Here is an 11923-nt window from a genome sequence, read left to right on the forward strand (position 1 = left end):
GTGCGCGCGGGTTTGGTTACGCTATTGACACCGAGAGGCTAATGGGTGACCCCGAATTTGGGTATTTATGTTACCTGCCACTGAGTTAATTGAATCTGAGGCACTGTCACTTCCTGTTTCAGAACGTGCAGAATTGATTGTGCATCTGCTGGACAGTCTGGAACCCCGCCCGAAGGTAGCTCCTGCCCAAATTGAAAAAGCCTGGCTGAATGAAGCAAATCGGCGATACCAGTCCTACTTGCAAGGAGAGGGGGAATCCTATTCAGCGGACGAGGTTTTTGCGGATTTACGGGCGGATGACGATTGAAGCCTGTTCGGTTTCTGGCGTCTGCCCACTCATAACTACCGTTTAAATTTACTGCCTGAAATACTAAACAAACATCGCCGCTGGTATGCCAAACCGCTTGGATAAGGCGCGGATATGGCCTAGCGTTAGTGAGCGTTTGCCGCTCAGTATTTGCGATACCAGCGATTTACCACCTATCTCTTGCTGAAATTCACTTTGGGTAAGGTCGTGTTGATCAATTAGCAGCCAAAGCATGGCTACGCCTGGGTCCAACGCATCTATCCGCTGATTAAACGCCTTAAAACGCTCTGCGGATTCTTCGTATTCTTGCAGCACCGGAAACAGCAAATCAATCAACACCTGATTCGCATCGTAGTCTTCAACCAGCTCATCCATTAAGGCCAGCAGTTCATCGTATTGCTGATCAGAATCAATCCCTTGCACCCATGGCATAACCTGAGTAATTTGCTGTGCTAAGGATTTCATTGCCTGAACATCTAACATAGCCTGTTCCTTTATTACGGCTTTGGTTTTGGTACTGTGCCGTAATTGCGCATGGTTTACAAATAGTAAACCGCAATTAATCCAACGTCACAGCCTTAACCTGCGTATACACCTACTGAATATTTGCAACCTAAACCGCTCTACCGATTGTTTGGTGCATCTTTTGAGTGACTGTCCCACCTTTGTTTTTTGTTCGGATCGGCTAACCTGGCAGCCAGGGCCAGCCATCATGCTTGTCAAGATCTGAAAAGTCCTATAGGTTAAGGACTTAGTTGTGAGTAAGCGTCACAAAAGTATTTGATGAATCAAATTGTCAAAGTCAAGACTTGACCCCTTGATTTGGGTAAATAGAAACTGTGCCAAGGCAATGTGGGACTATATAGTTTAGTTGTCAGTTTTAAATGTAGACAACAACATATGTGAAATTCTTTGAAGTAACAGCTGAACCAATTAATTTTTTTCTCTTTGTATTAACAATTATTTAAGTGTAATCTCTGAGGATGTTCTGTTTTAAGTTGGCATTTTTAAGTATTTTGCGGCATTTTACCAAATGTGTTTTAACACTAGGCTGGCAGCAATTATGAACTAACGATAAAGTAAAACGGTTTAAAAGGACTTTAGGGGTGATCTTTTGCATAACATAACAACACATAGTCGTGCTATAGCTAAAGCTTCATTAGTAGCGACATTCAGTACTTTTCTGGTAGCCTGCGGCAGTGGAAGTGGTGATTCTGGTTCAGGTGGTTCAACACCACAGTCTTTCACCGTTAGCACAACCGTGGGCATTGGAGGTAGCATCAGCCCTGCTAACCGTAGCGTGCAAAGTGGCCGAGCTACTACCTTTACGGTAACAGCCGATACAGGCTATAGCATCGGCAATGTTTCAGGCTGTAGTGGTAGCTTAAGCGGTAACACTTACACGACAGGAGTAGTTACAAGTGCCTGTACGGTATCTGCCAGCTTTGTCGTTACATTGGCCGCGCCAGAGAACCTGATAGTTACTCCTGGTGATGCTCATCTAAGTTTTAGCTGGGATGGTGTCGCAGATGCTACTAGCTATAATCTGTACTATGACACAGTGCCCAATATTGCTCCGGTGAATTATGCCGCCAGCAACACTGGTGTGATGGTGCAAAATATTACCAGTCCTTATACTCTATCCGGTTTAACCAATGGCACGAGTTACTATGCAGTAGTTACTGCCGTGGTAAATAACGCCGAAAGTTTAGCTAGTAATGAAGTCAGCGCTACCCCTGAATCATCCTTTGTAGCTATTGGGGGGTTAAATGATACTGGTATTGATTGGTGCGCTAATATAGGTATCAATAACCTCGACTGTCCGGTAGCAGATTTTCCAGGGCAAGATGGCGAATTTGGCCGCGATGCCGATGCGCGCGCTGGCACTCTGAGTAAAATTGGCAGCGGCGCGGCAGGTTTTGATTACAGCAAAATTGGTGCCGATGGTAAAGTATTGGCCTTGCAAAACGTGGCCTGGGATGAAAACGGCACAGAAGCTGATGGAAGCCAGTGGAGTTGCGTGCGTGATAATGTCACCGGGCTGATTTGGGAAGTCAAACAAGCCGCTGGTAGCGGCGAACTGCGTGATACTAACCATACATACACTTGGTACAACACTGACAGCAGCATGAATGGCGGTAATGCAGGTACACAAAATGGCGGCACTTGTGTGGGGAGTGATTGCGACACTCAAGGGTTTGTGAGCGCTGTTAACGACCAAGGGTTATGTGGGGCGAATGACTGGCGCATACCGAGTGTTAGTGAGCTACTGAGTACAGTAAATTATGGTTATGCCTATCCGATGATTGACAGCAATTACTTCCCCAATATTGCACCACATTGGTTTTCGTCGCAATATTGGTCGTCGACGCCCTTTGCCAACAACAGTTCCAGCGTGTGGATCGTACCCTACCGTTTTGGTCTGTACTTAGGCTCTAAGAATGAAGATGTCCATGTACGTTTGGTGCGAGCTGGACAGTAGGCAGCAGATTTGCCGTGTTGGCTAATGTTTTTAAAGGAAGGTATCTGATGGTAAAAGTAATCACTTTACAAACCGTTTTATCCAGCTCTATGTGCGTGGCGCTTTGCATGACTTTTAATACCTCAGCCAACGAGTTGTGCGCAAATGATGAAAGCAGTTCGATTATAGCTACTACACCAAGCAGTGATTTTATTGATAATAATAATGGTACGGTTACACATAATACTACTGGGCTAATCTGGCAACGCTGCAGCCTAGGTCAAACGTGGGATGGCAGCACCTGTATAGGTAGCGCCACCAATTATCATTGGCAGACTGCCCTGCAACAGGCCGCAGAAAATGACTTTTTGGGTTTGAATGATTGGCGCTTGCCTAATATAAACGAGCTCGCCTCCATTGTTGAGCGCCGTTGTTGGGATCCTGCCATCAATAACCAACAATTTCCCAATACGGGATCAAGGTGGTATTGGTCTTCGTCGAGCGTTGCTGACTTTGGTGCCAGCGCGTGGGTCGTCAACTTCTTTGAAGGTAATATCTCTGACTTATCTAAGACCGACAGCGATAACTATGTTCGGTTGGTGCGAGCGGGAAAGTAGTTTGAGTTTTTGGATGCGTTACAGTTACGGAAAAGAATTTTCATAGCAAGTGTGGTCAGCAGTCAGTGTCTAAACTCAAATTTTATTCATTATCTACCTACTAAAATGCAGCAAGCGGTTGTTGGCTGGCATGCTGTAATCGGCGTGTAGCTGAAAGCCAATCGCTGTTGCTAATTCCTACGCCAGGATCCAGCGCCTCTATCCGTTGATTAAATGCCTTAAAACGCTGCGGTTTCTTCGTACTCTTGCAGCACAGGAAACAGCAACTCAATCAACACCTGATTCGCATCGTAGTCTTCAACCAGTTCATCCATTAAGGCCAGCAGTTCATCGTATTGCTGATCAGAATCAATCCCTTGCACCCATGGCATAACCTGAGTGATTTGCTGTGCTAAAGACTTCATCGCCTGAACATCTAACATGATTTGCTCCTTCATTCATGCTCTGGTTTCGGTACTTTGCCGTAATTGCACAAGGTTTACAAATAGTAAACCGCAATTAATCCAAAGCCACCGCCTTAACCTGCGCATAAACCAACTGGCCAAGCTGCAACCCCAACCGCTCCACCGACTGTTTAGTCAGCAACGCCTGCAATGGCTGGCCAGCTAAATCCAGTTGCACCAGGGTTTCAGCTGGGTGGGGGGCTGGGTTAAAGCCGGTTATGCGCACCTGTAGCTGGTTGCTGACTGAGCTGTCGGTTAGTGGTTGCAGACTAAGCGCGACATCGCGCGCCTGAATGCGCAGCCGATAGCTGACTGGCTTGATTGAAGCTGGCGCTGCTGTGGTGCTATGCAGCGGCGCTGGGAGTTGTAGTTGCTGCTCGCCAATTGTAAGTTGCAACAAATGGCCCTGGCAGCCGCTGCTATTGGCATAAAGCAACGACATAGCACCGATAGCAGCTAGTTCTGGCCGCAGCAATTGCTGCGGCAGCGGGCCCTGGCTGTGGATGCGGCCGTCTTGCATCAGCACCAGCTGATCGGCCAGTTTCACCACCTCGTCCAGCTGATGGCTGACCAGCAGCATCGGAATACCACTTTGGCGGGCAATTCGCTGCAAAAACGGCTGGATCTCATTGCGGCTTTGCTGATCCAAGGAAGCCAGTGGTTCATCCAGCAACAGCAGTTGTGGCTGGCTAAGCAGGGCGCGGCCAAGTGCTACTCGCTGGCGCTGGCCGCCGGATAATTGCTCTGGTTTTTGAGGCAGCAAAGCGGCTAATTCCAGCCATTCAATCACCTGTGCTGGCTGCAGATGGCGTGGGCTGGTTTTGCTCAGCCGATGGTAGCCATACAGCAGATTCTGCTTGACCGATAAATGCGGCAACAAGCTGCTTTCCTGAAATACCATGCCAATACGGCGCTGATGCACCGGCAAAAAGTGCTTGCCGTGCTGCCAGGGCGTACTGCCAAAATGAATGTGAGCTTCTGGGTGGCGATCCAGGCCAGCGATGGCGCGCAGCAAGCTGGTTTTGCCGCAGCCGGAGCGACCAAACAGGGCGGTAATGCCATGAAGCGGCAGAGTGTCGTTGAGCTGCAGGCAAAAATCACCGCGCTTAAGTGTACCGGCGATGCTGAGCTCGGTGGCTACGGTGGGTTGTTTAGGCCTGTTTGTGGTGCTGTTTCGGTCAAAAGCCCAGCTCAGTTTATGCCACCAGCTACGTTTGTCGCATGCGTCTGACGGGAAGTGAGTGCTATCTGTCATGTCAGCTGCCCCCGGTCAAAGCGTTTGTTCAGGCCATAAACAATAAAGAGCACCACAAAGGCGGCAATCAGTAAGCCAAGCGACAGCTGATGCGCCTGGCTGTAGTTCATAGCTTCGGTGTGATCGTAAATCAGTACCGACAGCACCTGGGTTTCGCCCGGGATGCTGCCGCCCAGCATTAAGATCACGCCAAATTCGCCCAGGGTATGGGCAAAGGTCAGGGTAGCGGCGACGATAAAGCCACCCCGGCACAGCGGCAATACCACACTAAACAGCTGGTCCAGCTTGCCTGCGCCCAGGGTTTGGGCCACTTCCAGCGGCCTTGGCCCCATGCGGCGAAAACTCTCCAGCAGCGGCTGCACGGTAAAGGGCAGCGAGTAAATCACCGAGCCAATTAAAATGCCGGTAAAACTAAAAGCAAGATGATGAAAACCCAGCTGCTCCAGGGTGCCACCGACCGCGCCGTGCGGCCCAAGTAACAGCAACAAATAAAAGCCCAGCACAGTTGGCGGTAACACCAGCGGCAAGGCCACCAACGCCTGAATGGCGGTGCGGACCCTGCTTTGCCCCTGCGCCAGCCACCAGGCCAATGGGGTGCCGAGCAGCAGCAAAATCAGCGTGGTGTACAAACACAGCTTTAGCGTCAGTTGAATGGCTTGCCAATCCTGTGCCGTAAGCTCGATCATGGGCTTTCTTCCTGCAGAGTAAGCGCCTGTCTTGCTGATGGCTGCAGAGCCGGCAATTCAAAACCATAATGCTGCATAATAGCGCGTACCTCATCGCGGGCCATAAAGGCACTGAACTGATGAGCGCTGGCTTTGTTGGCACCATGGTGGGTAATCACAAAAGCCTGGGTCAGCGGCTGGTGCAGCTCCGCCGGGATCAGCTGATAGCCGTGGCGGGCCAGCTCAGGAAAACGGGCCAGCGACAGCGCAATTATCGCCACTTCAGCGGCGCCACTTTGCGCCATCTGGGCGGTTTGGGCGATGTTTTCGCCATACACCAGCTTGGCTTCCAGCTCTTGCCACAGGCCAACCGCCTGTAGTGCTTCTTTGGCGCGCAGGCCATAGGGGGCATGCGCCGGTTGGGCAATAGCCAGTCGGCGAAAATGAAGGGTATTTAATTGCTCAAGCGGGGTATCGGCTACGTTTAGCCGCGGGCTCCACAGCACGATGCGGCCAATGGCATAGAGCTCCGGCTGATGGATGGCATAGCCTTCGGCATAGAGCTGCTCGGGGAACTGAATATCGGCCGAGAAAAACAGATCAAAAGGAGCGCCGTGGCGGATTTGGGTGCTTATTTTGCCGGACGAGCCGTAAATGACCCGAAGCGAACTGCCAGGGTATTCAGTACGATACAAAGCGATGATGTCATCCAGTGCATAGCGCAGATCAGAGGCGGCTGCTACGGTGAGCGGCTCGCTGGCTTTTACTGGCAGTAAGCAGCTGAGTAGCAGAAATCCGGCGATCACAGCGGTGATTACAGCTTTTGGCATCGCTTACTCCCAGCGCCTGGCGGCCTGTTGATCGGTTGTTTTGGCGGCGACCCAGTGCGAGCCCTGGCTGCTGTGTTCTTTTTTCCAGAACGGTGCCTGGGTTTTCAGATAATCCATGATAAATTGAGCCGCCTCAAAGGCAGCGGCGCGATGGGCACTGGCTACGCCAACAAAGACGATCTGCTCGTTCGGTGTTAAGGTACCAATGCGATGAATAATCCGTACTGCACCCAGTTGCCAGCGCTGCTGCGCCTGTTCGGCAATAGTCTGCAATGCTTGTTCGGTCATGCCGGGGTAGTGCTCCAGTGTCATGCTGATAAGCGCATGGTCCTGCAGCTCACGTACCAGGCCACAAAAAGTCACCACAGCGCCGCAGCGGCAATCACGGCTAAGCTGCGCATATTCATCCGCCATGGAAAAATCTTCATGTTGCACCAGTACCGAAATACTCATATCAACCTCTCTTAACCGCCAGTCACCGGCGGAAAAAACGCCAGTTCATCGCCGGGGCTCACTTTGGTATGCAGCGGGCACAGCCTTTGATTGATAGCGCACAGCAAATCTTGCCGGCTAAGTTCATGCTGCCAGTCGGCAGAGCGGCTTTGTAGCTTAGTAAGCACGGCAGCGGCACTGGCATCGGCCGGCAAGGTGCTGCTATCGAGCTCTACTGTGGCTGTGTTTAAACGCTCACGCAGGGCGGCAAAAAATAACACTTTGATCATGGCTGTGCTCCTGTCTCTGCTTGTTTCTCAGCGTACTTCTCAGCTCGGAGCCACAGGCCATTTTTACCGCCGGTTTTTTGTTCCAGCTGAATGGGGCCAAGCACCATGGCCGGATCCACCGCTTTGCACATATCGTAAATGGTCAGTGCTGCCACCGAGGCGGCGGTCAGGGCTTCCATCTCGACGCCGGTCTGGCTTTGCACCCGGCACAGGCTGTGGATCAGGATCTGGCCAGTTGCGCTATTGAGCTCAAAGTCGATGCTGACTTTGGACAGCGGCAGTGGATGGCAGAGCGGGATTAAATCGCTGGTTTTTTTCGCTGCCATAATGCCAGCAATGCGGGCGGCGGCCAGCACATCGCCTTTTTTCACCAAGGCTTGCTCTATCAGGGCAATCACATCCGGCCGGGTGTGCAGGGTGGCGCTGGCAATGGCCTCGCGCATGCTGCTGGCTTTACCGGAGACATCGACCATCAGGGCGCTGCCATCGGCATTCAGATGGGTTAATTCTGGCTCTTTTATAAGATTTATTTGGGACATCAGGTGATTCCTGCACAGTCGGTGATGGTTGCACAGCTGCTGGCTATGCTGTTTTTTAAGTGAGGGACAAAATTACAGGGGCCGGTAGCGGCGTTCAATTGCGGCGCTATCAGCTGCTGCCAGGCCAGCTCGCAGGCCGAGCCTGAGCCTGGCATGGCAAAAATCAGTGTTTGGTTGGCAAGGCCGGCGCAGGCGCGCGATTGCAGGCTGGCACTGCCAATGCTTTGAAAGGATAACAGGCGAAACAGCTCACCAAAGCCATCGATGCTGTGATCAAACAGCGGCGTCAGCGCTTCCACGGTGCAATTGCTGGTGGCAAAGCCGGTACCGCCATTAACCAGCACCACCTGTACCGCTGAACTTGCAATCCACTGGCTGATTTGCGCCCTCAGCGCATAGCGGTTATTGGGCAGTACAGCCCGTTCGAGCACTTGATGGCCAGCCTGCTCAGCCAGCTGCTGCAGCAAATCGCCGCTGCTGTCGTTATCGCGGCTGCGGCTATCGGATACCGTTAGGATCGCCAGCTGCAGGGGTTGGAAAATACGGGATGCTTTAGCCATCGCAAAACTCCTTGGCAGCATCATTCAGGGCCTGCTGCCACTCGGCCGGGGTATTGGTATTTTGCAGCGCCTTGCCATGGCTGGGCTGACAGCTCTCAAAGCCAATGGCGATTAACAGCGACTGCACCGAGCGATTGCTGCCGGCTTGTTTTAGCACACGTTGCAAATAACGATGCACCGTCAGGGAATTGGGCAGCACACAGGGCAGCGGATGGCCGGTAAAGCAAACGGCTTTGTTGGTGTTTACGGCCAGCAGTTGCTGAATATCGGTCACGCTGAGCAATGGGGTATCAATGGCCAGCACCAGCACGCGATCGTCACGGCTGCGGCATAGGCCAACGTCGATGCCGGCCAGCGGGCCTGCTGCGGCATAGCGGTCGGGCACAAAACCAGATGCATTACGGCTAACAATGACTTCCCGTGCACCAGCCGCTGTTGCCAGTGCCTTCATATGCTGCCACAGGGGCTGGCCATGCCAGTTAAGCTCGGCCTTATCCTGGCCCATCCGGCTGGATTTACCACCGGCCAGTAAGATACAACTGAAAGGTCGGATTGGTTTCATGATGCTCTCCGGTGCTCAGCCACCAATCATGGCCAAATGACGAGTCGAACCGCTGTTGCCCTGATGCAAATCATGGCTTTCGGCTTTACCCAGCACCGCCCGCTGCAGGTAATGCATCAACGGTTCGGGATCATCGTGCTGCAGATAATGGCGCAGGCCCTGATGCTGCTCGGTAAAAAGGCACATAAACAGCTGGCCACGGCTGGAGACCCGTAAACGGTTGCAATCGGCACAAAAGTCTTTGCTGTACGGCATGATGAGACCAATCTGGCCCCGATAATCTGCATGGGCGTACTCCAGCGCCGGGCCAGCGCTGCGGCCTTTTGGCTGCAGCTGCCAGCCTTGCTTGAGCAATTGCTGTTGGATACTGGCGCCACTCAAATGCTGCTGCTGGTAATAGGCCTGGTTGTCGTTGGTGCGCATCAGTTCGATAAAGCGCAGCGATACCGCTTTATCGCGGACAAAATCCAGAAAATCCGGCAGTTGCAGGGCATTGTGCTGACGCAGCAGTACGGTATTGAGTTTGACCTTGGTGACGCCGATGGCAATGGCCTGATCGATGCCTTCGAGAATCGCCGGCAGGCGGTTCTCACCGGTGACCAGATGAAAGGTGGCAGCATCCAGGCTATCAACACTGACATTGATGGCATCGAGCCCGGCCTGCTGCCAGTTATTCAGCTCGCGCTGAAGCCGGTAGCCATTGGTGGTCAGTGCCACCTGCTCAATGCCCTCGGTTTCTTTGCAGGCAGCGATGATGTCGGATAAATCTTTACGCAAGGAGGGCTCGCCGCCGGTAATACGCACCTTGCGGGTACCCAGCAGGGCAAAGGCTTTGACCAGGCGCTTAATTTCAGCCAGCGTCAGCTCCTCTTTGCGGGAGCTGCAATCCGGCCCGTCGGGCAGGCAGTAGCTGCAACGAAAATTGCAGCTTTCGGTGATGGAGAGCCGCAAATAGGTAAAGCGGCGCGCATAAGCGTCGATCAGCATAATTCACCTTTCCAAATCGGGAGGTAGAACCGTTTCCCGTCCTACCCGGTGGCCTGATTGCCACGGCATACTGTTCATGGCTTCCTGAAGCAAGAAGCGTTAGAGCCAGCAGCTCGGTGTGTTTTTTCGTACTGAAGTAAGCTTAAAGTAAGGTGCAGGGCATTGTTATTGCCATGAAGGAAGGGGAGCGCTACCCACAGAGAGGTAGCTGCTCCTGCAATCATCTGCTACTGACAGCTGCCACAGCAGATGCCGTCGCCATGGCTGGGCTGGACGAACAGAATTTCGTTTTCCAGCACGATGTGCTCCATCAGATCCTCTTTTAATTCGCGTAGCCCCAGGTACAGGGCGGTCCAGGTGTTGCAGGCGCCCAGCGGCAGGCGAATGCCATCGGTCAGCTCGTCGAGTTTGGCCAGTTCATCGCCGTGCTGCAGGTGCTCTTGTTGCATCACATGGATAGGGCCCGCCGGGTAGATGCCCTGGCGCAGCATCGGAAACAGGATTTGCTCTTCTTTTTGCATATGGCTTTCCAGCTCCTGCAGCATGGCATCCAGCTGATCGGCCTGGCCGGTTGGGCAATCCGGGCTGTCGCCATGCACATGCTCGACCCTGCGTGCCAGGCGGATCAGCTCCGGCAGCTGCTGGCGGTGTTTTTCGTGGTAGCGCTGTAAAATGTAGTCAATCAATTCATTGGCCGGAGCCTGGCGCCAGTCTTTTGCCAGCGGTTTTTGCTGCAGAGCTTCTAAGGCTGCCAGCACCGGGCCTGTCTCCAGGCCACGTTTGTGCAGGGCCTCGGCCAGGCTTTGCTGGCCGCCGCAGCAAAAATCCAGTTTGTACTGATGAAATACCCGGGTGGCGCCACTGATTTGTGTGGCCAGTTTGCCAAGGGGTTGGGTTAATAACTGCATGCTGTACTCCTGATTGAAATAAGGGTTGCCAACCTAGTGAGAGCAAGCGCCATGCCACTAAGTACCACCTTTGATTCCTATAGCTTTTTTTTACCGCATGGTATATTGCACCCTAAGAGCTGTGGTGTTATTTACCCTAAATGGTGAATAGTGAGTGGTGAAAATGACGGTATTACCTACCATCGTACTGGCGGATCTGGTGACGGAGTTGCCAGCGCCGGTGCGGCTGCAGCGGCTGGTCAGCAATCTGATGACGGAGTTTGGCTGCGGGGCTGTCGTGTTGCTCCAAAAAGTGGGGCTACAAAAACAGCAGGACTATTTAAAACCCATTGCCATGCAAGGGCTGGCACGCGAAGCGCTGGGCCGGCATTTTGTGGTGGCGCATCATCCACGGCTGGCGAGCATTATGGCAAGCCGGCAACCGGTCCGCTTTGAGCCGGACTCCAACCTGGCCGATCCCTACGATGGTTTGCTGGATGGAAAGTCTGAGCAGCCATTGGCGGTGCATGATTGCATGGGGATGAGCCTTTATCTGGAAGGAGAATGTTGGGGCGCCATCACGCTGGATGCACTGGAAGCCGGTACCTTTAATGCGGCCAGTGAGGCCCGCCTGCAGCACTACAGTTTTTTGATTGAAGCCATTATCCGGGTCTGCCGGTTGGAGCGGGATAATCGGGTGCTGCGGCAAAGCCGCAGTTACAGCGAACCCAACCTGATTGCCAGTCAGGCCGACAGTGGCATTATTGGCCAAAGCAAGGCCCTGCAGCAGGTATTGCGACAGCTGGATGTAGTGGCGGACTCCGATCTGCCGGTGCTACTGCTGGGTGAAACCGGTACCGGTAAAGAACTCTTTGCCAAGCGTTTGCATCAGTTATCACCCCGCAGCAAAAAGCCGCTGGTATACATCAATTGTGCGGCTTTGCCGGAAACCCTGGCCGAGAGTGAGCTGTTTGGGCATGTCAAAGGGGCTTTTTCCGGCGCCGGTCAGGACAGGGCCGGCCGTTTTGAAGCTGCCGATGGCGGTACCTTGTTTTTGGATGAAGTGGGCGAGTTGCCACTATCCATTC

The 11923-nt window shown here is 52.9% G+C and carries 16 protein-coding genes and 1 riboswitch; of the genes, 4 read left to right on the forward strand and 12 right to left on the reverse strand.

The annotated features are described in order from the left end of the window. Nucleotides 1-67: 67 nt before the first annotated feature. Nucleotides 68-307 (forward strand): addiction module protein, encoded by a 240-nt coding sequence (locus JJU14_RS15210; protein ID WP_228614568.1) that lies wholly within the window; start codon nucleotides 68-70, stop codon nucleotides 305-307. Nucleotides 308-370: 63 nt separating this feature from the next. On the opposite strand, the gene JJU14_RS15215 is transcribed toward JJU14_RS15210, so the two are convergent. Further along, the gene (locus JJU14_RS15215; RefSeq protein ID WP_228614569.1) at nucleotides 371-790 is read right to left on the reverse strand and encodes a helix-turn-helix domain-containing protein; all 420 of its coding nucleotides are present in this window, start codon (nucleotides 788-790) and stop codon (nucleotides 371-373) included. 631 nt (nucleotides 791-1421) lie between these two features. On the opposite strand from JJU14_RS15215, the gene JJU14_RS15220 reads away from it, so the two are divergent. After that, the gene (locus tag JJU14_RS15220; RefSeq protein ID WP_228614570.1) at nucleotides 1422-2789 is read left to right on the forward strand and encodes a DUF1566 domain-containing protein; all 1368 of its coding nucleotides are present in this window, start codon (nucleotides 1422-1424) and stop codon (nucleotides 2787-2789) included. Nucleotides 2790-2836: 47 nt separating this feature from the next. Continuing rightward, nucleotides 2837-3385 (forward strand): DUF1566 domain-containing protein, encoded by a 549-nt coding sequence (locus tag JJU14_RS15225; protein WP_228614571.1) that lies wholly within the window; start codon nucleotides 2837-2839, stop codon nucleotides 3383-3385. A gap of 218 nt (nucleotides 3386-3603) precedes the next feature. On the opposite strand, the gene JJU14_RS15235 is transcribed toward JJU14_RS15225, so the two are convergent. The 11 genes from JJU14_RS15235 to ytfE form a co-directional block, all read right to left on the reverse strand. Beyond that, a complete protein-coding gene (locus JJU14_RS15235; RefSeq protein ID WP_228614572.1) occupies nucleotides 3604-3807 on the reverse strand; it encodes a hypothetical protein in 204 nt (67 codons plus the stop codon). Between the two features lie 76 nt (nucleotides 3808-3883). Further along, nucleotides 3884-5083, reverse strand: coding sequence for a molybdenum ABC transporter ATP-binding protein (modC, locus tag JJU14_RS15240; protein WP_228614573.1), 1200 nt, complete (start codon nucleotides 5081-5083; stop codon nucleotides 3884-3886). Then, nucleotides 5080-5769, reverse strand: coding sequence for a molybdate ABC transporter permease subunit (gene modB, locus JJU14_RS15245; RefSeq protein ID WP_228614574.1), 690 nt, complete (start codon nucleotides 5767-5769; stop codon nucleotides 5080-5082). Before modB ends, modC begins: the two co-directional genes overlap by 4 nt. Then, a complete protein-coding gene (modA, locus tag JJU14_RS15250; protein WP_228614575.1) occupies nucleotides 5766-6578 on the reverse strand; it encodes a molybdate ABC transporter substrate-binding protein in 813 nt (270 codons plus the stop codon). The genes modB and modA overlap by 4 nt, the downstream gene beginning before the upstream one ends. A 3-nt stretch (nucleotides 6579-6581) precedes the next feature. After that, nucleotides 6582-7031 carry a molybdopterin synthase catalytic subunit MoaE gene (moaE, locus tag JJU14_RS15255; RefSeq protein WP_228614576.1) on the reverse strand — a complete coding sequence of 150 codons (450 nt, stop codon included), beginning with the start codon at nucleotides 7029-7031 and terminating at the stop codon, nucleotides 6582-6584. Nucleotides 7032-7042: 11 nt separating this feature from the next. Next, nucleotides 7043-7300 (reverse strand): MoaD/ThiS family protein, encoded by a 258-nt coding sequence (locus JJU14_RS15260; RefSeq protein WP_228614577.1) that lies wholly within the window; start codon nucleotides 7298-7300, stop codon nucleotides 7043-7045. Continuing rightward, nucleotides 7297-7839, reverse strand: a complete 543-nt coding sequence (gene moaC / locus JJU14_RS15265; protein WP_228614578.1) for a cyclic pyranopterin monophosphate synthase MoaC — start codon at nucleotides 7837-7839, stop codon at nucleotides 7297-7299. The genes JJU14_RS15260 and moaC overlap by 4 nt, the downstream gene beginning before the upstream one ends. Beyond that, nucleotides 7839-8399 carry a molybdenum cofactor biosynthesis protein B gene (moaB, locus tag JJU14_RS15270; protein WP_228614579.1) on the reverse strand — a complete coding sequence of 187 codons (561 nt, stop codon included), beginning with the start codon at nucleotides 8397-8399 and terminating at the stop codon, nucleotides 7839-7841. Before moaB ends, moaC begins: the two co-directional genes overlap by 1 nt. Next, a complete protein-coding gene (locus JJU14_RS15275) occupies nucleotides 8392-8961 on the reverse strand; it encodes a molybdenum cofactor guanylyltransferase (RefSeq protein ID WP_228614580.1) in 570 nt (189 codons plus the stop codon). The genes moaB and JJU14_RS15275 overlap by 8 nt, the downstream gene beginning before the upstream one ends. 15 nt (nucleotides 8962-8976) lie before the next feature. Further along, entirely contained in the window at nucleotides 8977-9948 is a 972-nt protein-coding gene (gene moaA, locus JJU14_RS15280; RefSeq protein WP_228614581.1) for a GTP 3',8-cyclase MoaA, read from the reverse strand. Next, nucleotides 9937-10079, reverse strand: a riboswitch (molybdenum cofactor riboswitch). (Overlaps the previous gene by 12 nt.) A 96-nt stretch (nucleotides 10080-10175) precedes the next feature. Continuing rightward, nucleotides 10176-10856: an iron-sulfur cluster repair protein YtfE gene (gene ytfE / locus JJU14_RS15285; RefSeq protein WP_228614582.1), complete on the reverse strand. Its 681-nt coding sequence runs from the start codon at nucleotides 10854-10856 to the stop codon at nucleotides 10176-10178. Between the two features lie 163 nt (nucleotides 10857-11019). On the opposite strand from ytfE, the gene JJU14_RS15290 reads away from it, so the two are divergent. Beyond that, nucleotides 11020-11923 (forward strand): sigma 54-interacting transcriptional regulator (locus JJU14_RS15290; RefSeq protein WP_228614583.1); only part of this gene is annotated, 904 nt, incomplete at its 3' end.

It is taken from the genome of Alkalimonas sp., assembly GCF_020831925.1.
GTDB lineage: Bacteria > Pseudomonadota > Gammaproteobacteria > Enterobacterales > Alteromonadaceae > Alkalimonas.